The sequence below is a fragment of the Pontibacter mangrovi genome (genome assembly GCF_006385705.1).
In the GTDB taxonomy this organism is placed as follows: Bacteria; Bacteroidota; Bacteroidia; order Cytophagales; family Hymenobacteraceae; genus Pontibacter; species Pontibacter mangrovi.
This window is the reverse complement of record NZ_VFRQ01000002.1, coordinates 224,358-248,524: the sequence shown is the minus strand read 5'-3', so window position 1 is coordinate 248,524 and position 24,167 is coordinate 224,358. Positions and strand designations below refer to the sequence as shown.

At 51.0% G+C, this 24,167-nt stretch carries 24 protein-coding genes and 1 tRNA gene; 7 read left to right on the top strand and 18 right to left on the bottom strand.

Going from position 1 to position 24,167, the window contains the following annotated elements; all coding sequences use genetic code 11:
- Nucleotides 1-87 precede the first annotated feature (87 nt).
- From FJM65_RS04630 to FJM65_RS04595, 7 genes are all read right to left on the bottom strand, one after another.
- On the bottom strand, nt 88-618 hold the full coding sequence (locus tag FJM65_RS04630; protein ID WP_140619945.1) for a GNAT family N-acetyltransferase: 531 nt from the start codon (nt 616-618) through the stop codon (nt 88-90).
- A gap of 189 nt (nt 619-807) precedes the next feature.
- Nucleotides 808-1,380, bottom strand: a complete 573-nt coding sequence (locus FJM65_RS04625; protein ID WP_140619943.1) for a sugar O-acetyltransferase — start codon at nt 1,378-1,380, stop codon at nt 808-810.
- Nucleotides 1,381-2,201: 821 nt separating this feature from the next.
- Entirely contained in the window at nt 2,202-3,215 is a 1,014-nt protein-coding gene (locus FJM65_RS04615; protein ID WP_140619939.1) for a hypothetical protein, read from the bottom strand.
- Nucleotides 3,216-3,350: 135 nt separating this feature from the next.
- Nucleotides 3,351-4,706 carry a serine hydrolase domain-containing protein gene (locus tag FJM65_RS04610; RefSeq protein ID WP_140619937.1) on the bottom strand — a complete coding sequence of 452 codons (1,356 nt, stop codon included), beginning with the start codon at nt 4,704-4,706 and terminating at the stop codon, nt 3,351-3,353.
- A 113-nt stretch (nt 4,707-4,819) separates the two neighbouring features.
- Nucleotides 4,820-5,464 (bottom strand): DUF4369 domain-containing protein, encoded by a 645-nt coding sequence (locus FJM65_RS04605; RefSeq protein WP_140619935.1) that lies wholly within the window; start codon nt 5,462-5,464, stop codon nt 4,820-4,822.
- A 377-nt stretch (nt 5,465-5,841) separates the two neighbouring features.
- Nucleotides 5,842-7,035, bottom strand: a complete 1,194-nt coding sequence (locus FJM65_RS04600; RefSeq protein WP_140619933.1) for a PepSY-associated TM helix domain-containing protein — start codon at nt 7,033-7,035, stop codon at nt 5,842-5,844.
- Between the two features lie 74 nt (nt 7,036-7,109).
- Nucleotides 7,110-9,545: a TonB-dependent receptor gene (locus FJM65_RS04595; protein WP_140619931.1), complete on the bottom strand. Its 2,436-nt coding sequence runs from the start codon at nt 9,543-9,545 to the stop codon at nt 7,110-7,112.
- A 251-nt stretch (nt 9,546-9,796) separates the two neighbouring features.
- On the opposite strand from FJM65_RS04595, the gene FJM65_RS04590 reads away from it, so the two are divergent.
- A complete protein-coding gene (locus FJM65_RS04590) occupies nt 9,797-10,354 on the top strand; it encodes a type 1 glutamine amidotransferase domain-containing protein (RefSeq protein WP_140619929.1) in 558 nt (185 codons plus the stop codon).
- A gap of 132 nt (nt 10,355-10,486) precedes the next feature.
- Here the strand turns inward: FJM65_RS04590 and FJM65_RS04585 are convergent, their stop codons facing one another.
- The 3 genes from FJM65_RS04585 to FJM65_RS04575 all read right to left on the bottom strand — a co-directional run bounded on the left by FJM65_RS04585 (nt 10,487) and on the right by FJM65_RS04575 (nt 12,551).
- Complete coding sequence (locus FJM65_RS04585; RefSeq protein ID WP_239022823.1) at nt 10,487-11,029, bottom strand: DUF6992 family protein; 543 nt, start codon at nt 11,027-11,029, stop codon at nt 10,487-10,489.
- 86 nt (nt 11,030-11,115) lie between these two features.
- On the bottom strand, nt 11,116-11,832 hold the full coding sequence (locus FJM65_RS04580; protein ID WP_140619926.1) for a YceI family protein: 717 nt from the start codon (nt 11,830-11,832) through the stop codon (nt 11,116-11,118).
- A 92-nt stretch (nt 11,833-11,924) separates the two neighbouring features.
- Nucleotides 11,925-12,551 (bottom strand): porin family protein, encoded by a 627-nt coding sequence (locus tag FJM65_RS04575; protein ID WP_140619924.1) that lies wholly within the window; start codon nt 12,549-12,551, stop codon nt 11,925-11,927.
- Between the two features lie 556 nt (nt 12,552-13,107).
- Between FJM65_RS04575 and FJM65_RS04570 the strand changes: the two genes are divergently transcribed.
- Complete coding sequence (locus FJM65_RS04570; protein ID WP_140619922.1) at nt 13,108-14,010, top strand: histone deacetylase family protein; 903 nt, start codon at nt 13,108-13,110, stop codon at nt 14,008-14,010.
- A gap of 281 nt (nt 14,011-14,291) precedes the next feature.
- Here the strand turns inward: FJM65_RS04570 and FJM65_RS04565 are convergent, their stop codons facing one another.
- The 4 genes from FJM65_RS04565 to FJM65_RS04550 form a co-directional block, all read right to left on the bottom strand.
- Nucleotides 14,292-14,498, bottom strand: a complete 207-nt coding sequence (locus tag FJM65_RS04565) for a hypothetical protein (RefSeq protein ID WP_140619920.1) — start codon at nt 14,496-14,498, stop codon at nt 14,292-14,294.
- A 177-nt stretch (nt 14,499-14,675) separates the two neighbouring features.
- Nucleotides 14,676-15,383, bottom strand: a complete 708-nt coding sequence (locus FJM65_RS04560; RefSeq protein WP_239022822.1) for a methyltransferase domain-containing protein — start codon at nt 15,381-15,383, stop codon at nt 14,676-14,678.
- Nucleotides 15,358-16,485 (bottom strand): type III polyketide synthase, encoded by a 1,128-nt coding sequence (locus FJM65_RS04555; RefSeq protein WP_140619918.1) that lies wholly within the window; start codon nt 16,483-16,485, stop codon nt 15,358-15,360. The genes FJM65_RS04560 and FJM65_RS04555 overlap by 26 nt, the downstream gene beginning before the upstream one ends.
- Nucleotides 16,486-16,606: 121 nt before the next feature.
- Nucleotides 16,607-17,722: an NAD(P)/FAD-dependent oxidoreductase gene (locus tag FJM65_RS04550; protein WP_140619916.1), complete on the bottom strand. Its 1,116-nt coding sequence runs from the start codon at nt 17,720-17,722 to the stop codon at nt 16,607-16,609.
- A gap of 174 nt (nt 17,723-17,896) precedes the next feature.
- Here FJM65_RS04550 and FJM65_RS04545 point away from each other — a divergent pair, with 174 nt between their 5' ends.
- Entirely contained in the window at nt 17,897-18,274 is a 378-nt protein-coding gene (locus tag FJM65_RS04545) for a T9SS type A sorting domain-containing protein (RefSeq protein WP_140619914.1), read from the top strand.
- A gap of 71 nt (nt 18,275-18,345) precedes the next feature.
- Here the strand turns inward: FJM65_RS04545 and FJM65_RS04540 are convergent, their stop codons facing one another.
- On the bottom strand, nt 18,346-18,690 hold the full coding sequence (locus FJM65_RS04540) for a hypothetical protein (protein ID WP_140619912.1): 345 nt from the start codon (nt 18,688-18,690) through the stop codon (nt 18,346-18,348).
- 287 nt (nt 18,691-18,977) lie between these two features.
- Nucleotides 18,978-19,049: transfer RNA gene (locus tag FJM65_RS04535), tRNA-Arg, on the bottom strand.
- A 255-nt stretch (nt 19,050-19,304) separates the two neighbouring features.
- On the opposite strand from FJM65_RS04535, the gene FJM65_RS04530 reads away from it, so the two are divergent.
- From FJM65_RS04530 to FJM65_RS04515, 4 genes are all read left to right on the top strand, one after another.
- Complete coding sequence (locus FJM65_RS04530) at nt 19,305-20,483, top strand: MFS transporter (RefSeq protein WP_140619910.1); 1,179 nt, start codon at nt 19,305-19,307, stop codon at nt 20,481-20,483.
- Nucleotides 20,484-20,608: 125 nt separating this feature from the next.
- On the top strand, nt 20,609-20,941 hold the full coding sequence (locus tag FJM65_RS04525; RefSeq protein WP_140619908.1) for an ArsR/SmtB family transcription factor: 333 nt from the start codon (nt 20,609-20,611) through the stop codon (nt 20,939-20,941).
- 36 nt (nt 20,942-20,977) lie between these two features.
- The gene (locus tag FJM65_RS04520; RefSeq protein ID WP_140619906.1) at nt 20,978-21,433 is read left to right on the top strand and encodes a DUF6428 family protein; all 456 of its coding nucleotides are present in this window, start codon (nt 20,978-20,980) and stop codon (nt 21,431-21,433) included.
- A 34-nt stretch (nt 21,434-21,467) separates the two neighbouring features.
- A complete protein-coding gene (locus FJM65_RS04515) occupies nt 21,468-22,244 on the top strand; it encodes a metallophosphoesterase family protein (RefSeq protein ID WP_140619904.1) in 777 nt (258 codons plus the stop codon).
- Between the two features lie 151 nt (nt 22,245-22,395).
- On the opposite strand, the gene FJM65_RS04510 is transcribed toward FJM65_RS04515, so the two are convergent.
- Complete coding sequence (locus tag FJM65_RS04510; RefSeq protein WP_140619902.1) at nt 22,396-22,743, bottom strand: histidine kinase; 348 nt, start codon at nt 22,741-22,743, stop codon at nt 22,396-22,398.
- Nucleotides 22,744-22,787: 44 nt separating this feature from the next.
- A complete protein-coding gene (locus FJM65_RS04505) occupies nt 22,788-24,008 on the bottom strand; it encodes a PAS domain-containing protein (RefSeq protein ID WP_239022821.1) in 1,221 nt (406 codons plus the stop codon).
- Between the last annotated feature and the right edge of the window lie 159 nt (nt 24,009-24,167).

The following is a 24,167-nucleotide window of genomic DNA, read 5'->3' as shown; positions in this document are numbered from 1 at the left end:
TAAACGGCGCTGCAGTTTGCGCCTGCCTTTGTAGCTAAGCATGATTTAGTGGCTGGTCTACTGCCGTTGCCGTTGCAGAAACACCTTTTAATAGGGCTTACTGCCATCAATCGAGGACAGCACTTTTTCATAGGCTTTCCGGGGGCTTCCTCTAAAGTATACTTCGCCGCAGTACGTATAACCCGACTTTTCAAAAATTTTCAGCATCGGCACATTGTCAAAGTTCGTGTCTGCCTTAATGCTGTGTATACCTTTACTAGACGCCAGTTCCTCTATAAACTGAAGAAGCTTTTTGGCCAGGCCCTGCCCCAAATACTGTTCTGAAATAGCCACTCTGTGAAACACCACAAAGTCTGCGTTTGTCAGCCACTTGCCCCGGATGTTGTCATACTCGGGCTCGTCGTTAACCAGCACGGCCACGTAGCCCGCTATGTCCTCGTTGGCGGTTAGCACGTAGCCGGCATCCGTTTCTATGTCTTTCTGTATCACCTCCGGGTTAGGGTAGCCATCTTGCCACTGGTTGCTGCCGTCTGCTTTTCTGCGGGCGATGGCTGCCTGCAAAATAGCCCATATGTGAGGGATGTCAGAAATCGTGGCTTTTCTAAACTGATACTGCATGTGCCTGGCTCAGGTGTTTTGGTACGTACGGTTAACCGCCGTTGAAATATGTTGGCAAAGGCATGAAACCGGGAGCCATGCTTTGCGCTGCCTTCCGGTTTTAAGCGAGTGCGGTAGAAAAGTAGCGCATCAGCCATACTTTTGCAAGTTTTGTGGTAGCGGCTGGGAAAATTACCGGCTTATGGGGCGCTACTGGCGGCTGGGGTCTAGTTGGCGGATAACTTGGCAAGGGTTACCGGCGGCAAAAACATCTGCAGGAATGTCTTTGGTCACCACGCTGCCGGCACCTATCACGCTTCGGTCTCCTATCGATACGCCGGGGCAAATAACGGCGCTACCGCCTATCCATACATCCTCGCCAATTACGATAGGCTTTGCGTACTCGCGACCCGAGCTTCTTTCCACATGGTTCAGCGGGTGCGTGGCGGTGTATACTTGCACGTTTGGGCCAAACATGGTGCGGCTGCCGATCGTTACCGGCGCTACATCCAGCACAATGCAGTTAAAGTTAAAGAACACCCGTTCGCCAACGTGCATGTTATAGCCGTAGTCGCAGTAAAAGGGCGGCTGCAGCCACAGGTCTGGCGCTGCGTTAGGAACGAGCTCTCTCAGGATGCGGCTTCTTTCCGCTGTGTCGTCTTCCCGGCTATCGTTCAGGGCTTTTAGGAGCAGCCGCGCTTGCAGCCTGTCCTCTACCAGTTGCTTATCCAGTGGGTCATACATTTCGCCGGCAATCATTTTTTCTTTTTCTGTCGGTGTCATGCCGCTTTACATTCTTTAGGGTAAGTGTACGCGCCGCCTATACCAAAAGCCATGAGGCTAACTACAAAAACTTCTTTACTGCCGCCCTGTACTTCTTGTCTCCATGTTACCTGTTGCGATACCGTCTTTCAGGGTAAGGCGTATAACGTCTCGGCTACTAAAAGCGGCATGTTGGGAAGATGCATTTTCAGTTGAACCGGCTGTTTTTATGGAAATAACTGCAGGAAAATAGTTCTTTAAAAAGCCATTGTTGTGCGCTGGTTTTTCTCCTTCTCAGAAGTGTTTTTTAATAAATATGGTGAGTAATAAACAGATACCAATTATGGTAAGATTAATAACTGCTCGTACTAGCCATTTTTGCCTTGAAAAGTTATGATGGAACAATCTAGTTATTAGGACCGCTGCTCCCATAAACAAAAACCAGGTTGTAAAGAAAAAGGATGTTTTTCCTCGGACAAGAGTAGTGACAGCATCGTGTATGAGCCCGCAAAAGATAAAAGTTAAGAGAAAGGCAATTGTGACAGGAAAATATATTTTTAGCGGCTTGAAAATATATTTCCCTAAATAAAATCCGAAAATAGGATTCCAATGATTCCAAAAAGTGGAAAAATTTTTAGATCCAAGTGAGCGGTAAAGGTTATTCCTTAACGACCTTGAGTTTCCTATGGCTACTCCGTTTCTTTTTTTAATGTATTCAGTTAAGGTTATCTTCATCTATGGTTCTTAAGCTTGCGTGCTAGTGCAGCGAGTGTGTGAGACTTAGCCGAGTATGGAGCCTGTGCCGCAATATTTATGATCTCTACCTCTTAACTTGAAGTAGATTACAGACTATTCTCTCTCCTGTACTGAAGCATTTCTTCTCTGGACTTAAAGAATCTCACCGTGGAATTTGGCTTATTGATGTAGAACCTCTTATCACGGCTACTAAAGTTTGCCTTCTTCCTCAGGTCAGCTAAAGATTCCATTCCCAGCCTCGCACGCTCCTGGTTTTTTGCTTCCTCTGCCTCAGGACTAAACGGTAGCTCCTGTGTACCGCTTGCTGTTCCTCTCACTACCGTGGAACCAAATTTCGCTTTTTCAAAGTATTCCGCGTGGTAGGCGTAGATATGAGGGGATAATTCACCATTCTGAACAGCTGTCAGTAAAACAGGCAGTATATCTCTTCTTCCTCGCTGGACTGCATGCCGCAGCAGGATGTTATAGAAAACAGCTCCATCTGGCTTCGTGGCACCCACCAGATTCTCAGAAGGGAAGCCGTTCCTGGCAACCAGTCTCAAGAACGCGTCCGTGTTTCGATTGGTGATATAGTCAATGGAGTCAACATAAGCGGCAAGCAGCGCAGAGTCTGTCTTATTGGAGGCTAGCTCAGCCCTTATCCTGTAATAGTGTTGGTCAGAGGCCACCATGGCCAAGAGGGTGTCTCTGTAGCTCTGGTTGATTTTGTCAGTGCAGTTGCTAGCCGATCTTTGGTACTGCTTGGAAAACTTCTGCCATTCCTTTGTGCCCATTAGGGAGATGAACACTTGCTGCTCTTGAATTTCATCCAAGGCTATACCCTTGCACTTGAGTTTTCCCAAATAGGTGAAGGCGTCTTTGTTTTTGCCAGTCAATGTTGCACAGACAGCAGCATTGTAGTAGGCGTTGGCGGTTGCTGCGGGTTGAAGGCTAAAAGCCTGTTTGTACTTTACAAGCGCTTCTGCAAAAAGAGAATCAGTAACAAGTACTTCTGCCTCGTTAATTCTTGCATAGTAGGCGGTATTCGTTTGTGCATTCGCCTGAAGGGCAACCGCAAGTAAAAAAAAGACTAAAGTGATTTTGTGAAAAAGTCTGTTCATAGGTATATTTTTATTTGTGTTTATGATATGCAACGGTCAAGTATAAGCTTAGTGCGGGATTATTAGCACTTTCCTTTCGGTTTGACAGTATGCTATTAAAATTAAGTTAGTTTAAAATTAGCACTTACCCCCACATCATCGCTTATATAAAGTTGTATGTAGTTTACTTCCTTTAATGATATTACCATTCATATTTATAATCATTTTATCACCATTAAACTCAATTTTTAACTCATTGGTATAGGTTAGTTTCAAAAAATTACCCTCTTCAGCTAATAACTCATCATCTAAAAATAAGTGACCATTAACTTCTTGTAACAGAATTTTATCGCGTTTAATACCAAGATGTTTGGCGAGTTCTTCTTTATCGAAAATATAAGTTCCAATTTGACTCTTATATGAATCTGGATTAGCTAGTTCATCTTCAGATGGTAGTTTTACATCTATATTTCTGATAGTAAGATATAAATCACGTAATAATTGAAGTATAGGGGTGTTTCCCCAATTTGAAGTTATTCCTATGAAGTCTCCGGATTCTGGCATTCTAACAATTACACTCTTAGTACCATAACCACTACCTGCTGCAAAATGTAATTTTTCATTCCCAAAATATTTAATGCTCCATGCATAACCTTCAAATTCATTTTCGCCACTTTGTACATAAGATTGGAACATCATGTCTACATACTTTTTACTTAGAATTATATGGTCTTCCAACCCTTTAACAAACTGAAAAAGATCTGAGGGGCTAGAGTACAGTCCACCCCCAGCATTATCTCCATAATGCTTACTTCTTTGAGTAAATTCTAATCCATCCGAAGTTATTCGGTATGGTACTGCCAGATTTGAAATAACATTTCTGCCACTATAATAGCCTGTATTCCTCAAGTTTAACGGTTGTATAATATTTTTAGTAATAAATGTCTCGTAGCTCATGCCGCTTACATTTTCAATAATAGAACCCAATAAAATAATACCAGCGTTGGAATATTCGTATCGTTCTCCAGGGGTAAAAAGAAGCGTTTGTTTCTCAACAAGTTTGACTTGTTCCTTAAATGTCAATTCTTCATGTGATTGAATACCAGATTCTCTCGGAAGACCCGAAGTATGGGTCAATATATGATGTACTGTAATACTATCTGCCCAACTTGTTTTTAAACTAGGGATATATCGTGTAACTGGCGCATTTATATCAATCCTGCCCTCCTCGACTAAAATTAAAATTGCCGTAGCTGTAAATGTTTTTGAAATTGAATTTATCGAGAATCTTGTATCTGGTGTATTCTTGATTTCGAAGCTTCTGTTGGCAAACCCATAGCTTTTTTCAAAGGTATTATTATTGTCTATTACCACTTTAACTGTACCTGAAAAGTCATATACTTTTTCGTATGCTTCTATTGCTAAATTTAGCTTTTGATTCAAATTTTTATCCTGACAAAATCCAATATTTAAGTTTGCCAAAAGAAATATAATAATGATGATATGCTTCATAATTTATAGATTTTATACAACGTAGTTCGTGCAGCCGAAGCCCGTAGCGTAGCAAGGGTTAAGGCTGAACAGGGTTGAGTGTTGACTTTCTATAGGGCCTGCAAAGAAGAAGGTTAATTTACGCCTCTGCTATTTCTAGCACCTAAATAGTCATCAATCTCTCTTCCATAGTTGGTTTCTCTTTTGTCTTCTGTCATCAGACTGAATAGCTCAGCTGCTACTTCTTTCCCAAACTTTTCTTTATTCAAGTTCAAGAGATAAATGCCGAGGTATGACGTGTTTGGGTTATGCCGAATGAAGCCCAGAAGCTTATCATCTCCAGAGGATTTAAGGACTCTCTCAAAATCCTGTTGTGTTGCTGAGCCTGTTATCTTAGCCTTAAACAGACTTCCTTTTTCCCCTTCCAGCCTAACATCACTGTTCTCAAGCCAGAGCATTGCCGCATCTGATAGTTTATAACCTTTGAAAGTGCCATCGGCATCGTAGAATGGCTCTTTGAAACTAACCATAGTTTGCAGTACCTTATCTTTTAATTGGCCCCGAAACTCAAAGCGCTCCTCTTTGACAAGAGCTGAATCCAACAAAGGTGTTAGGCTGCTTCCCTCATTGTTTTTCAGGTATATCCAAGTACCATCTGCCACTCCCTTTACAGTGCCTAACATTTTATAGCTTCCCAAGGGGGAAGTATGCTTCCTGCCTGCACAGTAGCTTAATATTAACAGACCAAAAAAGAGGGCTGGTAGTAAAAGTTTGTTCATAGATTTCAAAAGTTGTTCATACTTTAGTTTACACTCAACTACCTGCTAAACGGAACCCTATTCCGTTTATCTGCCCTATGTGCGGAGGTGGTTTAGCACATCTCGCAAAAGGCATATACAATATAGTATAAAAGTACAAGAGCGGCAAAGCTTTGTTTTATCTTGATAAAGTATAGGCAATAAGGGCTTTGCAGCACTTTTACAAGCTTTAGAAGCTCTTTGCCTGGCCGCTGAAAGGGAGGTGGCGAGGGCCGGCTTTGGTTTTATTCGTTTATAAACGTTCATATCCGCATAGCCTGCGGCTATATGCAAAAGCCCCCGCCAGGAACTGTGGCAGGGACTGTAACTCATCTATCCTAACTTCACTAAATTCATACTTAACCTGCCACCGGGGCAGCGCCATACTTGGTCGGCTTTTTTGGCTTGCTCTTTTTGCGGAGTTTGTTAACCCAGATGAGCGTGCCAGTAATGGGCAGGCTGGTAGCCACCAGGCAGGCGATAAAGTATAAGATCTTGGAAAAAGTGCCGTAAACGTTGCCCACATGCAGCGGCTTTATCAGCGACACGATCTGCTCGTTCAGGGGCTTGTCAGCGAATTTCTCTACTTTCAGCGGCTCGGCGCTGTGCTTGTTCAGTTGTACTTTGTCGGAGGCGGCCAGGGCAAAGAAGCCGGTCTTGCTTTTCTGTGCTACCACGGCGGTGGTATCGTCGGTGGGCAGCGAGAGGCGCAGGTCGCCGGGGTAGGGCAGCAGTTGGTTGGCCTGGGCAAGGTATTCTTCCGGAGTGGCTGTGGTTGCTGTGGCGGCAATGGTCATCGGTTTTTCTTTGCGGCCCTTAAACACCTCGGCACCCATTACGCTGCCCAGCCCGTCGCGGTACCACCCAAACGACCAGCAAAGGCCGGTAAGCGCCATGATCAGCAACAGAACGGAAGAGTAGAAGCCCAGTGTGTTGTGCAGGTCGTGGTTCACGCGCTTCCATCTGGCGTTGGTTTTTATCCTGAAGCCCTGCTTCCAGTTCTTGCGCTTCACGGGGAACCACAGCACCAGGCCCGTCAGTACCAGAAGCGTAAAGATGATGGTAGAGGCCCCCACGATGATCTTGCCCACATTGCCTTCTATCAGCAGCCAGCGGTGCAGGCGCATCACAGTGCCGAAAAACTCAGAAGTGGCGCTTTCCGGGGTGCCCACTACCTGGCCGGTATAAGGGTTTACAAAGTAGGTGGCCGGTCTGCCGCCGCCTTTGCCTCCCGCAGCTTTCCTGCCAACTGCTTCAGCCGCCGGAGCAACGCCGATGCTGTAGGTGCTGGCTTTATCCGCAGGTATACTTATGCTGACAACCTTGCCCTGCAGCTCCTGCTCCAGTTGCTTTATAAGTGTGTTGGTGGCGATAGGCTGCGCATCAGTCGGCACTGCTACTGTATACTTCTCCGGAGCCATCAGCTGCTCTACCTCCTCCCGGAAAGTATAAATAGTGCCCGTAAGGCAAACCACAAACAGCACCAGGCCGCTGGCAATGCCCAGCCACAGGTGCACATCGTTAAACAGTTGTCGCAAAGTATACTTTTTCATGGTGCAGGGGTTGTGTAGGTGTAGGTATAAGGCAAAGCCGCCGACAGCAGACATCGGCGGCTTTAGCTTGCTATTTAAAATTTGTAAGTGACGATACCGGAGAAGTTGCGCGGCTGTATTCTGTCGATGAAGTTGGAGCGGTAGGCGTCATACCCTACCTCGTCGAACACGTTGTTGAACAGCGCCCGCACGCCCCAGTGCTTCTTAAACTCGTAGCCGATCTGGGCATTCACTAGGGTGTAAGCTTTGTTGTACCACGGCGCGGTATTCGGCTCGATGTCGTGGTACTGCACACCCTCCACAGTCCAGTCGTTGTAAGGGCGCTTGCCCAGGTAATAGGCGCCGGTGCCCAGGCTCAGGCCCTGCAACAGCCCGTTGCGGAAGGTGTAGTTGGCGTAGGCGTTAAAGGTATGCTTGGGCGTGTTGTTCGGCGCAGAGCCCGGCACAAAGGTGGTATGCTCTTTATACTGCGCATCAATGTAAGCATAGCCAGTCACGATCTCCAGGTTCTCCAGCACACGCCCCGTCAGCTCCACTTCCACGCCTTTGCGCTCGTCGTTGCCGCCTTTTATGTAGTAGCCGGTTTCCAGCACCGTGCCGTTCTCATCCACGGTAAAGGCCTTCAGGTTCATGTTTTTGTTGTTGATTTTGTAGAGCGTCAGGTTGAAGCGCAGGCGGTCGTTCAGCCACTCCGACTTGATGCCTGCCTCCAGCTGGTCAATGCGCTCGGCACCAAGCGGGTCGCCGTTTGCGTCTACCACGGCGGCAGAGCGCGGGTTGGTGCTGTTGGTGTAGGAGCCGAAGATGTTCAGCCCGTCGGTTACCGTAAACATCACCCCGGCCAGCGGGTTCCAGAACTCGGTGGTGGCGCTGGTTTCGCCTTTGCTCCTGGTTTTGTTGGTGCTGTAGCGCACGCCGCCGTATACCCTGGCCCAATCCGTCAGCTGGATCACATCCTGCAGCGTGGCGCCAAAGCGGTAGTCGTACGACTGCGTGCCGCCGGTGCGCTCAAAGGCCGGCAGGTTCTCCGGCAAGGTATGGCTGATGGTAGCCGGGTCGAACACGTTGATCTGGTCAATTGCGATGGAGTTGTAGGTTGGCTGGAACAGGTCGATGTAACGGTAGTCCACGCCCACCTGGAAAGTATGGTTGGTCTTGCCGGTCTCCAGTTTGCGGCCCACCAAATCCAGCTGCAGCACGGTGCTGTTATCCTCGCGGGTTGAGTTGTGGGCAATGGAGCGGCGGTACCAGTTGGCCTGGTCCACGTTAATGTTGTTCGCCTCGTCTGTCTTCAGCGCCGAAAGCCCGGTTTTAATGGCATCGGCGTTGTAATTGGAGTTGAAGAAGGCGGCGCGCAAGTATAAATTGCTGCTCAGGTTATAGTTGTAACGGGCAGTATAGGTGCTGTGCTGCACATCGGTTTTATCAGACTCAAAGCCGAAGTAGCGCTCCCGCGGCAGGTCATAAATGCGGTTCTCGGAGTTGTCCGCCGACAGGTTTACGGTGCCCGGGTCTATGTTCTGCGCCTCGTCAAAGTAGTCCATCTCCAGGGTTAAGGTGCTGCGGTTGTTTGGCCGCCACTCCAGGCTTGGGTTGATGTAGAACGACTCGTTGCTCATGTGGTCGCGGAACTTGCCGCCGTTCTCATAGGCCCCGTTCAGGCGCACGGCCACTTTATTGTCCTTGTCCAGCACCCGCTGCACGTCAAAGGTCGGTCTGATGAGCCCCCAGCTGCCGGCACGCAGCGACAGGCTGCCGGTGTTCTCGAACTTCGGTGTTTTAGTAACGATGTTCACGATGCCGCCCGGGCCGCCCAGATCGGTAGAGGCGCCCATGGTAACGGAGCTGGCGCCCTTTAGCACCTGCACGCTCTCCACGCCCTGCATATCCGTAGAGAAGCCCTGGCCACGGAAGTCGGTCATCACGCGCACCCCGTTCTTCAGCGTCGGGATGCCCCGGAAACCGCGCGAAGAAATGCTCTCCCTCACGCCGCCATAGGTAGCATAAGTATAAACCCCCGGCACGTTGCGCACGCCCTCTACCACCGTTAGCGCCCCCTGTTGCTCAATCAGTTTCTCGGAGATCACGGAAATGCTCTGGATCTGCTCGCTTGGCTTTAGCGGCAGGCGGGTAATAGCGTCCAGTTTTTCCGGCTGCTTGTCGCGCACGCCAAACACCTCCACCTCCGATACCTGCCGGGCATTAGGCGATAGCGTTAGCGTCACGGATTTTGCCTGGCCCTGGGCAAGCGTTACACTCTGTGCGTTACCCTCGAAACCCAGCAGCATGGCGCGCACCCGGTAGGTGCCGTCTGGCACATGGCTGATCTCAAAATAGCCCTCATCGTTTGTGGTGGTGCCGTAGCGGGTGTGCTCCAGCACTACGCTGGCTCCAGAAACTGCCGCCCCGTCTGCGCTCAGCACGCGGCCTTGTATGGTGTTTGATCTTTGCGCCCATGCCAGCTGGCACAGGGTGAGAAGTAACGCGAGTAAAGTATAGTTTTTCAGCATGTAACAGGTTTGTTAGCAGCGCTCCCCAGCCAATATTCTTTTAGCTTAGCAAACGCTATATTTATTTAGACTTATTATAAATAGTGGTACAAACTTAAGGTGCCAACATCAAACCCACAAGATAATTTTAGAAAATATTAGCGGAAGCTATTATAACAGGAGGGAGCGTTGCGGCACCGGGGCGTTAACAAAAGGCGCTTTTAACCGTTATCTACTTAAGAAATGTTTAACCACAAAAGACAAACTTAACAATGGCGAATAAATTAGAAGGAAAGAAGATAGCGATACTGGTAGAGGAAGGATTTGAGCAGGTGGAGCTGACAAAGCCGCTGCAGGCCCTGAAAGACGCGGGCGCCGAGGCGCATATCATCTCACCAAACAAAAACAACGAGATAAAGGCCTGGAACCACACCGACTGGGGCGACAAGTTTAAGGTAGACAAAAAGCTGAACGAGGTAAAAGCCGACGACTACAACGGTTTGCTGCTGCCGGGCGGCGTGATGAACCCGGACAACCTGCGCGCCAACAAGGAGGCTGTTAGTTTTGTGAACAAGTTCATGGAGAGCGGCAAGCCGGTAGCGGCCATCTGTCACGGCCCCTGGACGCTGATCGAGACGGGTAAGGTAAAAGGTAAGAAAATGACCAGCTACCATACCTTGCAGACCGACCTGAAGAACGCCGGCGCCGAATGGGTAGACCAGGAGGTGGTAGTGGACCAAGGCCTCGTAACGAGCCGCAACCCGGACGACATCCCGGCTTTCAACAAGAAAATGGTGGAAGAATTTGCCGAAGGAAAGCATAACCGCTAAGCCGGTTTATACTTTATACTTTGCCGCGAGCCGCACTTTATACTTAAGGTGCGGCTCGCTTTGTTTTTATACTTTGGCGTAGGCAGGGCAGCTGTAAAGTATAACCGGTCGAGGCGTATATTTTTTTCCAGGTTACTGCTGCACCAGCCTGAAAAATGGCTCTGTGTAGCCCTCCAACAGCACTACCAGCACCAGGTCCAGCACAAACAGGAAGGCGCCCTGCAGCAGCACCGATTGGCTCCAGCCCTGCAGCTGTTCGTTGCCGGTAGCCCAGCGCGCGCGCTCCTTCAGGTAGAGGCCCAGCAGGAGGTAAGCCACATCCAACCCCACGTTCAGGTAGAGCAGGCTTTTGTACAGTGTGTGCAGTTGCAGGCTGTCAGGTAGCGGCAGGCCGGCGCTGGGCCGGGAGAGTATAGCGTAGAGGGCGTAGCTGGCAATCAGCAGGTTTACGATGTTCCAGTACACGTTCATCTGATGAAAATACCGGCGGCTGCGGCTGGTTCTGGTAAGCTTAAAGCTACTGAACAGGATGTTGAGAATGGCCCATCCGCCCAAAACGAGCATACCTGCCTTTAAGGTGCCTGTTTGCGACTGGTTTAGCTGGGGCAGGCTTTGGGCACTGGCCGTCAGGCAAAAAAGCAGCAGAAGAGGGAGCAGGTATAAAACTTTTCTCATAAGTAAACGGTGGTTTATGAGTAGGAACGCACAAAAACAGGCTTTAGCATACACAGGGTGTAGTTTGTGCCGCTGCTAATGTCCGATCAGGGCTGCTTGGGCTTGGCCACCAGGTCCAACCCAATGTTCACCTCGTTGCGGATGGTCTGGTCGCCTAGCGATTTGTCGGAGCGGTAAACAAGGCCCCACTGCGTGCGGTCGATGTTGAAGTTGGCCTTGGCGCGCAGCAGGCTGTCTTCCAGCGTTACCCGTGCCGGAAAAGCCACGCTTTTAGTCTGGTTGCGGATGGTGAGGTTGCCGGTAATGCGGTGCGAGGGATGCTGCACGCGCAGTTCGCTGTACACCACCGCATCGCTGGTGCCGGCCTCGGAGCTGTCGTAAGGGGCGATTCCGGTCAGCTCGAACACGGCGGTAGGGTAGCGCTCTGTGTCAAAAAAATCGTCGGAGCGCAGGTGGTTTGTGAGTTTCTTGTTGCTGGCTTCGTCTATGGTTTTGTCGGCGGAGCGCACGGTGGTCATGCTAAGCACCACCTTGCCCCCGGTAATCAGGCTATCCGTCATGTAAAGCTCCCCTGTCTGGATGTCGATCAAACCGTTGTGGCGGCCGGTCATTTTGGCGCCGATCCAGGTTACCTTGCTCTGGGCGGTGTCCAGGGCAAAGGTGTCGGTGGGGGTAAGGGTGGTTTTCTTCACTACAGCCTCGCCAATCTCTGCCTCGTCGGTCTGCACAGTGGTGTCGCAGGCGCAAAGCATCAGGAGCGGCAAAGCCAGCAGTAAGGTCAGGTATCGGCGCGTTTTACGCATAAATTCAGGATTATATGGCAGTATGTACGTTATCTGGAAGCTAAAACGATACCAGGTATGCTTTAGCGTGTGCGGCGGCAGCTTTGCTTTTTTTAGAAGGAGATGCCGACGTATACCTGTATCACGCCGTTCTTAATGTCCTCGTCAAGGCTGTTGCCGTCGCTGTCCTCTTTGCGCAGGTCGGCAAAGCCGTGGGCATAGCGGGCGCCAACCCGGAAGCGGTCCAGTTGGCCTTCCAGCCCGGCGGCCAGGCCGTAATCAAAGGTGTTGTAGGGCTCCAGGTCTACTTCCTCGTCCTCTACCTTAGCCGATACCATCACCCCCACCTGCGGCCCCATGTGCACGCTAAAATTGTCGGAAATGTTAAAGACCGCCAGCACAGGCACCTCCAGGTAATCCATCCTGAAAACCGAATCCTGGCGCTCATAGCCTTTGCGCGAGTAAAGCAGCTCCGGCTGCAGCGAAAAGAAGCTGCCGAAGCCAAACTGCGCAAAAATACCCGCATGGAAAGAAGTATGGCTGTTGGACTCCCCAAATTTGTCTTTGTCGCCGCCATGGATGCTGGCAAAGTTTACGCCTCCTTTTATGCCTATGCCTGAGTTGGGCGAGCGGCTAAGCAGGTTGTGGTTCTGCATAATGTTGCTGGGCACATCGGTATTCTGGGCAAACACGGTAGCCGACCAAAGTGCCAGCAGCACAAGTAAACATGCTTTTTTCATAGTTTCTAGTTCTTTCTGAGCCTCCGCTGACGCCGGAGCGCTGTTTATATATGATTTATACTTTATTTCTGCGCTCAGGTTGTAGCAGTAGTTCCTGATGAGGCTAATTACGGCGGTTCAGTGCCTGTTGGGCTACTAGAGAAGACGCATAGTAGGAGAAAAGAACAGGGTCTTTAATTGTGATATTCCGATAATATGAAAATTAATATTAACAAGAGATGTGCATGTAGCAACATGTATGGCACCTGTGGATAAATTCCACACTATTTTATTTTTTAACTAAAATATCAGAAAATGAAGTTGCTTTTCCATAGGAATTCACAATGCTTGGTGGATAAACAAGGGTAATCAACAAAGTTATCCACATTTATGCGCTTAAAAATGCTGTGAAACTTAGCTCCAGCCAACGCTCATAATTAGTTTCGCAAGTTATCCACCAAGGCCTTTAAAGATCGGCTAAATTGCACTAATCTGGTGGAGGTGTGGCAGTAGAGCACTAATTGTTTTTTGTTGTTTTCGCAAACCAAGGCCTGCGTTATTTTGTTAGTTTTGTGCTATGCTGAAGATTGCCTGGTCCGAAATTTTTGCCCACAGCCTGCCCGAAGGCCACCGTTTCCCGATGGCCAAGTATGATTTGCTGCCCGAGCAGCTGCTGTACGAAGGCACCATTGCCCAAGAAAACCTGTTTGCCCCCGAGCCGCTGGCCGAGCAGTTTATACTAGATACCCACGACACAGAATACTGGCAGCGCCTCAGCAACCTGCAGCTCACGGCTTCTGAGATCCGGAAGACGGGTTTCCCGCTGTCGGAGCAGCTGGTGCAGCGCGAGGTAGTGATTATGAACGGCACGGTGCAGGCCAGTTTGTTTGCGCTGGAGTATGGCGTGGGGATGAACATTGCCGGCGGCACCCACCACGCCTTCACCGACCGTGGCGAGGGCTTCTGCCTGCTCAACGACATCGCCATTGCCGCCAATCACCTCCTCAAGTATAAAAGTATAAACAAGGTGCTGGTGGTAGACCTGGACGTGCACCAAGGGAACGGCACGGCGCAGATCTTTGAAAATGAGCCGCGCGTGTTCACCTTCAGCATGCACTGCGGCCACAACTATCCTTTCCATAAAGAGAAATCGGACCTGGATGTGCCGCTGGAGGCGGGGACGGATGACAAAACATACCTGAAGCTGCTGAACGACTACCTGCCGCGCCTGATCGATGAGGTGCAGCCGGAGTTCGTTTTTTTCCAGTCGGGGGTGGATGTGCTGGCGACGGATAAGCTGGGCAAACTGGGCATGAGCATAGACGGCTGCAAAGCCCGCGACCGCGCGGTGCTGGAGTTGTGCCGGAAAAACAACCTGCCGGTGACGGTAAGTATGGGCGGCGGCTACTCCCAAAAAATCGCGCACATTGTGGAGGCGCACGCCAACACGTTTAGGCTGGCGCAGCAGCTCTTTTTCTAGTTAGAAAGTTAAAAAGTTAGAGAGTGAAACCTGTACATAGGCAGGTTATACATGCGGTGGTAAAATCATACTAATACTCATGTCAATTAGTTCGTGCGCAGTACCTTTTACAAATCTATAGGCAGATTCCCCTCCTCTGGGCTAGCCAAGACGAGAGTTTTGTGCTAGCGAGCGCAGCTCTTAGGGGTGGGTTCTAGGCTGTTGGTAAACTGTGGGGCAAACCCATGCGCATTACTCAATCGATATTGATATAATCCCTCTAATCCATAAAATCACCGGCCTTAATCCCGCTCCCGCAGCTTGTCCTCGTCGTGCCTTTTAGTCGGAAAGATGAGGCGGAGGATGAGGTAGACGATCGGGGCAAGGGCCAGTGTGAGGATGACCATAAGGATTATCTTCAGCGCCTTGAAGAAGAGGGAAATGGCGATAGCCGAGAGAATAACGGAGACCGCAAAAAGTATCCAGAAGTTGATGGTTTGTTTGCGCATAATTGGTTCTTCTTTTTAGCCGTAGCCCTCCTTTATACTTAAAACATTTTTCGATTAACCCACCCCTGCCCCTCCAGGGAGGGGAATTTCTGCAAAAATAACTTATTCCCCTCCTCGGAGGGGCTAGGGGTGGGTTAGAGTTTTGATAACAGTTGTAGATCGCATTTTGCGTTTAACTTATACATTGTGCAGCAGCAACTGCCACCGGAACGCCCACATCCAGCGCAGCTCATACTTTTTTATGCCCGCCTGCCGCACCAACTCCTCGAGCTCCTGCCGCCGGAAGGCCCGCCACACCGAAAGCGGCGCATCGTTCTTTACGAGGTATGAGCGGGAGAAGGCCGCTGTAATATACTTGATGGAGTAGTAGGCTAGCCAGTGCCGGTGCAGGTCGTTGATGATGACGGCCATACTTGCCTGCCGGTGCAGTTGCCGGAACATGTGCACGAGCTGTGCATCGGTGAAGTGGTGGCAAAAGAGGCTGCAGACTGCCACATCATACTTTTGCAAAGCGAATTCCTCTGAGAACACATCGTGCTGCTGCACCTGCACTTCCGGGAAGTCGCTGCAGTGGCGGCGGGCGTACTGCACCATAAAATCGTTCGCATCCACACCCACCAGCTCTACATTTATACTTTTGCTACGCGCCCAGCGGGCAATGCTTTTCAGGGTGTCGCCGCCGCCGCAGCCAATGTCGGCGATGCGCAGGCGGGGCGGTTTATACTTGGCCACCAGTTCGTCCAGCGCATCCAGCACCACCTTATGCCCGCCCAGCCAGTTGTTGATCACCTCCAGCTCCGCCAGGTTCCGCCGCAGCTCCTCGCCTGTCAGCGTCAGGTCATCCATCAGCTCCGGCTCGTTAGACCGCTGCCTCAGCATGTGCATAGTGTACCTTCAGTAACATCGATTCGAGGGTAAGGCCGGGGCCGAAGGCGAAGCTTAGCACTGGCTCGTCCTTCTCTTGGGGCGTGAGCGTCTGCATCAGCTCCTTCAGCACAAACAGCACCGTGGCCGACGACATGTTGCCGAAATCGCGCAGCACCTGGTAGGCAAAGCGGTTGTCGTGGCGCGTCATGCCCAGTTCCTGTTCTATCACCTCCAGAATGCGGCGCCCGCCGGGGTGTATGGCAAAGAGCTTTATCTCGGAGATGGTAGTCTTCAGCCCCTGCAGCAGCCGCTCCGTCAGCTGTTTTATACCTTTCTTAATGAGGTCGGGCACGTAGGAGGAGAGCGTCATCTCGAAGCCGGTGTCGCCGATGTGCCAGGCCATGTCGCGCTTGCCCGCCGGGGCCAGGTCGCAGTGAAACGACTGCAGCTCCAGGCTCACCTGCTGGCAGGGCTGCCCCTGCATCAGCACCGCCGCCGCGCCGTCGCCAAACAGCGCGTTCGACACCAGGTGGTCCTGCTCCGGGTTTTTCTGGAAATGGATGGTGCAGATCTCAGTGCACACCAGCATCACCTTCGCCTCGGGGTTTGCCCTGCAAATGGAGTCGGCAATCTTGATGGCGTTAAAGGCGGCATAGCAACCCATAAAGTTCACCGAGGTCCGCTGCACGCACGGCGAAAGGTCCAGCCGCTCCACCAGCTCAATGTCCAGCCCCGGCGCATACATGCCCGTGCAGCTTACCGTAATCAGGTGCGTCAGCTCGCTTAGCTGCGTCGGCCCTGCCTGCTCCAAGCAATCACGTATGGCTTTTTCCGACAGGTCCACGGCATGGCGGCGGTACACATCCATGCGCTGCTGCACCGTGGGGAAAGGCTCCAGGGTAGGGGTGTTGGGGTAAAAGGAGAAGTGGCCGTTCTGGCGGGTGTAGTCTTCCAGCACACTGTAGCGCTGCCCAATGCCCGACACACGGTACAGTGCCTTCAGCTTGCGGGTATCCTGCTCGCCGAACTGCAGGGCGGCAGCCATAAAATCCGCCACCTGCATCTGCGGTATAACATGCGGAGGGTTAGCCGTGCCGATGGCGCAAATGTAGCTTTTCATGTATCGGGATATGTTTCGGTATAGTATGTTTCAGGAGAAAGTATGCCGATGATATGCCGCACACGGAAAACGAAACATGCACTTAAGTACGGAAGCAGCAGCTGATAAGATTTAAGCAGGGTCAGAAAGGGCGACCGTGCGTTCTCCGCATAATCAGCTGCACCGCGGGCGGCACCGCCTTCAGCAGCCCCACCGCCGCCTCCGACAGCAGCGGCCCGCCAAACAGCTGCTGCACCGTGCGGCCCAGGCGCAACCGGCCGGCAAACTGCTTCTTCCAGGCTAAAGTATACTGTTGCTCCAGCTCTTGCCGCGTGCGGCTCCCGCCAAAGTATAGCAGCACCTGGTCTGTCGCGATTTTGGCAGCATGTATGGCCATGGCCATGCCGTTGCCGCACAGCGGCGTGATCATGCCGGCCGCGTCGCCGCACATCAGCATGTGGTTCTCCAGGCAGGTTTTGGTGGCAAAAGAAATCTCGTTGATCACCTCGGGCTGCGGGTAAAGAAATTCGGCCTCGGAAAAGATGCGGCGCAGGTGCGGGTTGCGGTAAAGTATGGCCTGCTCCATAGCAGGTATGGAGCCATGCGCTTTCAGGTTGTCGCGGGTGGTGAGGTAGCAGAAGCAGTGCTTGCCGTCTTCGATGGCTGAAATGCCGGCATAGCCATTTTTAAAGTTGTGCAGGGCGATCAGGTCGCGCGGAAAGTCATGCCTGATGTGGTACTTGACACCGATGTAGGGCGAGCGCACCTGAAAGAAACTGCGCTGCAGCTGGCGGTCGAGGTTGGCGCGCTTGCCAAACGCACCGATGGCTACCTCTGCTTTTATACTTGTGCCGCTGCTTAGCTGCGCTGTAAACCGGTTATCAGCAAAACTTACTTGTTGCACCGTTTGCCCCAGCAAAAACGTTACGCCCTGAGCCTCTGCCAGTTTGTACAGGTAGTTGTCCAGTGTGTAGCGGCTAAGTCCAAACCCGCCTAAGTCCAGTTTTGCGTGCAGGCTGGCGCCGGTGGGGGAGGTGAGCATAAAGTTGTTGATGCGGGCCGGGTTAAGGGTACTGATTTGGGCACCTACCCGGCGCAGGTAAGGCAAAGCTTCATTGGAGACATACTCGCCACAAACCCGGTGAAAGGGGTATGCGCGCTTCTCGACAACTGCCACCTGCAAGCCGGCCCGGGCCAGGCCTAATGCACTTACCAAGCCCGCCAGCCCCCCGCCAATCACCACAACATCTTTTTTCATCTAACCTGCCTGTGCTGTATAAACTAAGATAAATTCAATTTGGAAGCCGCAAATTTGGTGAACAGCCCCTTTTTTAGGGGTATAATACAGGAACAAAAAACTGCCTCAAGCGTTTTATAAATGGAACGACTTTTGTCAGTAATAATTCGGATCACATTCCGGCGAATATTTAATATGAAGCAACTTTTACTTACCGTTTTTACATGTTTTACTGTGCTGTTTGTGCAGGCCCAGGCAAAACCTCCTGCACAGGTGCAGGCAACGCAGCAGGTGGAGAAAAACCCACTTGGCCTGGAGCAGGAAGAAAGCATTTCTATTTATCCTAACCCCAGCAATGGCGTGTTTACCATATCTGTTTCTAACCTGGAGGCAGAGCAGGTGGAACTCACGATCCTGAACGTAATTGGTAACGAGATTCACCGCGAAACGTTAAGGCGCAGCGAGCCAAAGCTTACCCGCACGATTAACCTGGATCGCTATGCCAAGGGGCTATACTACGTAAAACTGGAGGCAGATAATTACAGCGCCGTGCGGCGTGTGGTGATAAAATAATCTTGGTGTTTGCCAAACAAACGGCAGCTCTGGTCAGCAGGGCTGCCGTTTTTGTTTAATGGGAGTTTCTGTTATTTCTTTTGCTCCGGAAGTATGGTTTTAGGCACGTAGCCTACATACTGCACCGTATCCCGGCGGATGCGGGCTTTGGCAAATAAAGTATGAGTTGTGTCGAGCACCTGTATACTTTGTGACGTGTCGAAATAGGCTAGGGGGCTGGCCTTAAAATCCGGTTTGCTGTAGAGCTTTCCGTTGATCAGGGACTTGGTGCTATAAAGCACATCGGCGGGAAGGGGCATTGCTTGCCCTGTTTCGCTGGCAACGGTGGCCTTTTCCTGTTCCTGCAGCTCCCCGTTGTTACTGGAGCAGGCGCAGAATAAAAAGGCGGCAAACGTGAGGCATCGGGTGTATAGCATGGTGCGCCAGAAATGTAGTATAGTAGTATATATATGTAATCGTGCGCAGAATGTTACACACCTGCAAAACATTTGTAGCTTGGTGCTAGAGCGTTGCGTTTTTTAACTGTTTGTAGCACAAGCAAAGCGAGGGCATACTAGGTGCAGAGAAACCTGCATGAAGTATAAATCTTTGTTCAGGCTGGATGGATAGGGAAATGGCTGGGAAATTTTATCTGGGAAAGCAATGTTTTACGGCCAGGAGAGCGGTGTATAGTATGGCTTGGCGCGCAGTGTCAGCGGTTTTGTGGCCCTGCCAGGAATCGAACCTGGATCTAGAGTTTAGGAAACTCCTATTCTATCCATTGAACTACAGGGCCTTGGTCTTTAGCTGCGGCAGAAGCCACTGCTACAGCCTGAAAAATGTTGTACACCGGAATGTATACTTTGCATGGCAGGTTAGGGCATAATAAGCCATACTTTACCACGCGCACAAATATAAGACATTGGCAACATCATACAAGGCAGAACTACGAGTAAAGTTGGCCTCAGGTACAGTGGACATTGGAAAACAGTTGGCGCAAAGTTTACATATATATCAATAGATCTAAGGCTAACCCGATATCAAAGCAACAGTGAAGCATATCTCCAAAACAGTGTGGGTTTTGTCGCTGGTAAGCTTGTTTACCGATACAGCCAGCGAAATGCTCTACCCCATCATGCCAATTTACCTGAAGTCCATAGGCTTCTCTGTTGTGCTTATTGGTATACTTGAGGGTGTTGCCGAAGCCACTGCAGGACTGAGCAAAGGCTATTTCGGAAAGATGTCGGATGCCTCTGGCAGGCGGGTGCCGTTTGTGCAGGTGGGGTATGCCTTCAGCGCCGTGTCAAAACCGATGATGGCCATATTCGTGTTTCCCCTCTGGATTTTCCTTGCCAGAACCATCGACCGGTTCGGGAAAGGCATTAGAACAGGAGCCAGAGATGCTATCCTGTCGGATGAGGCGACGCCGCAAACAAAGGGCAAGATCTTCGGGTTTCACCGCTCCATGGATACCCTGGGGGCTGTTATCGGCCCGGCCCTGGCGTTGGTATACCTTCACTATCACCCGGAGCATTACAAAGCGCTTTTCTTTATAGCGTTTGTGCCGGGGCTGCTGGCCGTTGGCACTACCTTCCTGCTCAGAGAGAAGAGATCTCCTGCACCAGCAACCAAGGCGCCGACCTCGTTTTTCTCATTTCTGCATTACTGGCAAGAAAGCCCCGCAGCTTACAGAAAAGTAGTTGGCGGCCTGCTCCTCTTTACGCTGTTCAACAGTTCTGATGTGTTTCTGCTGCTGCAGGCAAAGGCGGCCGGGCTGGATGACACAACGGTGATCGGGGTCTATATCTTCTATAACCTTGTCTATGCCCTGTTTGCTTTCCCGGTAGGTGTGGTGGCAGATAAGGTCGGGCTCAAGACGATCTTCATCATTGGGCTAAGCTTGTTTGCAGCCGTATACTTCGGGATGGCGGTAAACACGAACCTGTACTTGTTTTACGGCCTGTTCCTGCTCTACGGTATCTACGCCGCCGCCACCGAGGGCATCTCCAAGGCATGGATTTCCAACATCACAAGTAGGAAAGACACCGCAACGGCGATCGGAACCTACGCCGGCTTCCAGAGCATCTGCACCATGCTGGCAAGCTCGCTGACGGGGCTTATCTGGTTTCAGTTTGGGGCTACGGCGGCCTTCTTAACCACGGCAACCGTTACGGTGCTGGTGATCCTCTATTTCCTTAGCCTTCCGCAGCCAGCCCAGGCAGTTAACTGACAAGGATTTTATACTATGATTGGCCTTCCTCTACAAACCCATACTTTAAGCTTTTGCCCCAAGAGCATTTATCTCTTGCTGTTTTGAAATATTCATCGTAATATTACGATGAAAAGATCGGGACAATGGGATTAACAAAAACGGAGCATTTTACGGCGGAGCAGAACAAGGTCGCCGTCCTGCTGAAAGCTTTGGGCCACCCGGCAAGAGTTGCCATTATCGGGCACCTGCTAAAGGCAAAATCCTGCGTGTGCGGCGATATAGTGGTTGAACTGCCGCTGGCGCAGGCAACTGTGTCGCAGCACCTGAAGGAGCTAAAGAAGGCCGGCATCATCAAAGGCACGGTAGCGGGCAGCGCTATCTGCTATTGCCTGGATGAGAAGGCATTCGACTACCTGAACCGCTATTTCTCTGCTTTGCTGTCCGGTGTCAGAGAGCAGGATACCACCTGTTGCTAACAAGTATATTCATTGTTGTAGTTAACCATACTTATCATGAAACTATCAGAAGTAAAACAAATACTGCAAACTGCGGAGGCGGTGGATTTTGAACTGGAGAACGGGGCAAAGGTGCCGGCGCACTTCCATGTAACGGAGGTAGGCGTGGTTGCCAAGCGCTTCATCGACTGCGGCGGCACGGTGCGCAGCGAGAAGGTGGCAAACTTTCAGCTATGGGATGCCAACGACTTTGAGCACAGGCTAAAGCCGCAGAAGCTGCTTCACATCATTGGCCTGTCCGAGAAAGCGCTGGATATGGAAGACCTGGAAATTGAGGTGGAGTACCAGGGGGATACCATCGGCAAGTATGGCCTTGGCTATAACGGAAAGAGCTTTGTGCTGCTTTCGAAAACCACCAACTGCCTGGCCCCCGATAAGTGCGGCATCCCGATGGAACAGCTTAAAGTAGTGGCAACAGGTAACGCCTGCACTCCCGGCGGTGGCTGCTGCTAAACTGCCGCTATACTTGCTAAATATAAGATAAGCAATGAGTAAGATAGCGCTCTTCAGCGACATCCACGCCAACCTGCCCGCGCTGGAGGCTTTCTTTGCGGATGTAGACAGCAGGAAGCCGGACTTTATCTACTGCCTCGGCGACCTGGTAGGCTACAACATCTGGCCGAATGAAGTGATCGACGAGATCAGGAGGCGCAACATCCCCACCATTGCCGGCAACTATGACTTTGGCGTTGGCAGGGAAAGCAGCGACTGCGGTTGTGCCTACAAAACGGAAGAAGAAAAGGCCAACGGCGCTATCTCCATCTCCTTCACCAACGAAACCATCAAGCCCGAGCAGCGCCGCTACCTCCGAACGCTCCCGGCCCACATCAGGGTAGAGTACCAGCTAAACAGCCACAAACTGAACCTGCTGCTTGTGCACGGCAGCCCCAGAAGGGTAAACGAGTACCTGTTCGAAGACCGCGAGGAGAAAAGCCTGCTGCGCCTGATGCAAAACGCCAATGCCGACATCCTGTGCTTCGGGCATACCCACAAGCCGTACCACCGGATACTGAGATCAGGAGAGGGGGAGAAGGACTGCTTTCGCCACGCCGTCAATATAGGCTCGGTGGGCAAGCCTAAGGATGGCGATAACCGCGGAGGCTATGTGATGCTTACCTTGGTTGAGAGCAGCTCCGTGCTGGACAAGGACAGTATACAGGTAGAGTTTATCCGGTTTAAGTATGACTACGAGAAAGCGGCCCGTGCCATAGAGGATAGCGCGCTGCCGAATGCCTTTGCCGATAACCTGCGCAAAGGCTGTTAAACAGCTACAGAAATGAGCGTAAACAACTGCATGCCTGCTGCCAGTCTTACCCGCTTTTTATGATTTTATACTTCCGGCAACTTCTGCGACGCCCTTCCAACTACAGCTTGTAACCGATGGAGCAGGGGAAAATCACAAAGTATAAAATTGCTTACTGATAGCGCATTTCTAGGGAGGAGACTATTTTCAGGAACTTATCAGACATCTCTCCCAACTCTGCCAAACCGGCGTGCGCCTGTTCAATCTGGCCGCTTTTGTATTTTTTTATCAACTCATCGGAAAGCACAGAGAAATCCCGGTGCAGCCGGTGTAGGTGCTGCATCTCCGGCTCCTTGCCATACTTTACTTGCCCGACGGAAGTAAACCACAGCGACACGGGGTTCTGGCTCTGAAAAAAGCTGCTGTCGTCGCCTGCCCCGTAAAGCACAGTCCGCACTTTAGACTTGCAGAAAATATGCTTTACCCTGAGTTGTTGGAAATCCAGGCGGGCTAACTCCATACGGCTTGTTCAGGTTTTACTGTGGTAGTATAGAAACGCAAAGTTTATTCTTCGTTTTTAGTGCTGCTGCGCTCTGCTAAATCGTAGCCGCAGACCATGATGCCAGTTACTTTCTGGTTCTCGTCGTAAATAGCCTGGTAGATAAAGGTGAGGTGCATCTGCTCGGGCTTGCCCGTGTTATAGCGGTCCACCATCACAGGAATGCCCTCTGCCACAAAGTCCTTACCGGTAGTATACACCTCGTCCAGCACCTTTACAAAGCCCTGCTCTGCTACCTCTGGCAAGGCCTCTGCAACAGTTTTGCCTATTAATTCTTTGTTGGGCATCAGCTGCTGGTACTTTTCGTTAAGCAGCCGGTAGCGGTGCTCCGGGCCATGAAGGATGCAGAAGAACACAGGCGCTTTCATGACGAGGCGCTCCAGCACTTTGCGCTCCGCCTCGGCTTTGGCATACGCCTGCTGCACCTGCTCCGAGAGCTCCACCATCTGCCCATGAGACTGCTCCAACTCCAGCACCAGCTGGCGTGTGGCATCGATGTCGACCGCGCTGCCTATCCACAGGAGTATATTGCCGTGCTTGTCTCGCATTGGGATGCTGCGCGACAGGAACCACCGGTAACGGCCGTTTTTGTCTTTGATCCTTACCTCAGCCTGAAACTCGGTGCCCTCCTGCATTGCCTTCTCCACTATCTGCTCCACTCTTAGCAAGTCCTCCAGATGAATTGACTCCTGCCAGCTATGCTGCTCCAGGGTTTCTGCGGAAGTGCCCGTGTAGTCGTACCAGCGCTGGTTATAAAAGGTGGCCTTGCCGTCGGGGGCAGCAGTATAAATCAGCTGCGGCAATGCGTTCATCATAAACTTATACTTAGACTCCTCTAGTTCGGCAGCCCGCTTGGCAACTTCCCTTTGCGTTACATCGCTGGTTTTCTGGATTACGTAAAGCACGTTGCCGTCGTCGCCCAAAACAGGTTTGTGCACCGCCTCCCAGTAGCGCTTCTCAAATCCGCCGCCCCGCGAGGCAGGAATAGGAATGTCGTAGCGAATGGTAGGGAGGTAGTCCGGCTTCTTGGTTTGTATCGCCCGCAGCAGCGACTCGCGCAGCAGCAGCATGTTCTTAGACTCCTGTTCGGTGGGGTTGTCCGGGAACATTTCCAGGAAGTCTTTCCCGATAAGCCCCTCCCGCGTCTGCATGGTTGTTTTCAGGTAATCGTCTGTGGCTTCCAGTACTTTCAGGTCCGGTGAAAGGAAAACCACTGTGTCTGGCAAGTTTACAAGTAGCTTATATGAGTCCATTGCTAGGCGATGTTGTGCAATTTATACTGTATCAAAGGTATGTTAAATAAACGGCACTAAACGTAAATTTCTTTACACGATGCTATACTACACGGTTAAGCGGCTTTTGTTTTCGGAGCGGTAAAAAAAATG

Coding starts and splice junctions, on each gene's coding strand:
- FJM65_RS04630 (WP_140619945.1), bottom strand. CDS start 618: ATGCAGTATCAGTTTAGAAAAGCCACGATTTCTGACATCCCTCACATA.
- FJM65_RS04625 (WP_140619943.1), bottom strand. CDS start 1,380: ATGACACCGACAGAAAAAGAAAAAATGATTGCCGGCGAAATGTATGAC.
- FJM65_RS04615 (WP_140619939.1), bottom strand. CDS start 3,215: ATGAACAGACTTTTTCACAAAATCACTTTAGTCTTTTTTTTACTTGCG.
- FJM65_RS04610 (WP_140619937.1), bottom strand. CDS start 4,706: ATGAAGCATATCATCATTATTATATTTCTTTTGGCAAACTTAAATATT.
- FJM65_RS04605 (WP_140619935.1), bottom strand. CDS start 5,464: ATGAACAAACTTTTACTACCAGCCCTCTTTTTTGGTCTGTTAATATTA.
- FJM65_RS04600 (WP_140619933.1), bottom strand. CDS start 7,035: ATGAAAAAGTATACTTTGCGACAACTGTTTAACGATGTGCACCTGTGG.
- FJM65_RS04595 (WP_140619931.1), bottom strand. CDS start 9,545: ATGCTGAAAAACTATACTTTACTCGCGTTACTTCTCACCCTGTGCCAG.
- FJM65_RS04590 (WP_140619929.1), top strand. CDS start 9,797: ATGGCGAATAAATTAGAAGGAAAGAAGATAGCGATACTGGTAGAGGAA.
- FJM65_RS04585 (WP_239022823.1), bottom strand. CDS start 11,029: ATGAGAAAAGTTTTATACCTGCTCCCTCTTCTGCTGCTTTTTTGCCTG.
- FJM65_RS04580 (WP_140619926.1), bottom strand. CDS start 11,832: ATGCGTAAAACGCGCCGATACCTGACCTTACTGCTGGCTTTGCCGCTC.
- FJM65_RS04575 (WP_140619924.1), bottom strand. CDS start 12,551: ATGAAAAAAGCATGTTTACTTGTGCTGCTGGCACTTTGGTCGGCTACC.
- FJM65_RS04570 (WP_140619922.1), top strand. CDS start 13,108: ATGCTGAAGATTGCCTGGTCCGAAATTTTTGCCCACAGCCTGCCCGAA.
- FJM65_RS04565 (WP_140619920.1), bottom strand. CDS start 14,498: ATGCGCAAACAAACCATCAACTTCTGGATACTTTTTGCGGTCTCCGTT.
- FJM65_RS04560 (WP_239022822.1), bottom strand. CDS start 15,383: ATGCACATGCTGAGGCAGCGGTCTAACGAGCCGGAGCTGATGGATGAC.
- FJM65_RS04555 (WP_140619918.1), bottom strand. CDS start 16,485: ATGAAAAGCTACATTTGCGCCATCGGCACGGCTAACCCTCCGCATGTT.
- FJM65_RS04550 (WP_140619916.1), bottom strand. CDS start 17,722: ATGAAAAAAGATGTTGTGGTGATTGGCGGGGGGCTGGCGGGCTTGGTA.
- FJM65_RS04545 (WP_140619914.1), top strand. CDS start 17,897: ATGAAGCAACTTTTACTTACCGTTTTTACATGTTTTACTGTGCTGTTT.
- FJM65_RS04540 (WP_140619912.1), bottom strand. CDS start 18,690: ATGCTATACACCCGATGCCTCACGTTTGCCGCCTTTTTATTCTGCGCC.
- FJM65_RS04525 (WP_140619908.1), top strand. CDS start 20,609: ATGGGATTAACAAAAACGGAGCATTTTACGGCGGAGCAGAACAAGGTC.
- FJM65_RS04520 (WP_140619906.1), top strand. CDS start 20,978: ATGAAACTATCAGAAGTAAAACAAATACTGCAAACTGCGGAGGCGGTG.
- FJM65_RS04515 (WP_140619904.1), top strand. CDS start 21,468: ATGAGTAAGATAGCGCTCTTCAGCGACATCCACGCCAACCTGCCCGCG.
- FJM65_RS04510 (WP_140619902.1), bottom strand. CDS start 22,743: ATGGAGTTAGCCCGCCTGGATTTCCAACAACTCAGGGTAAAGCATATT.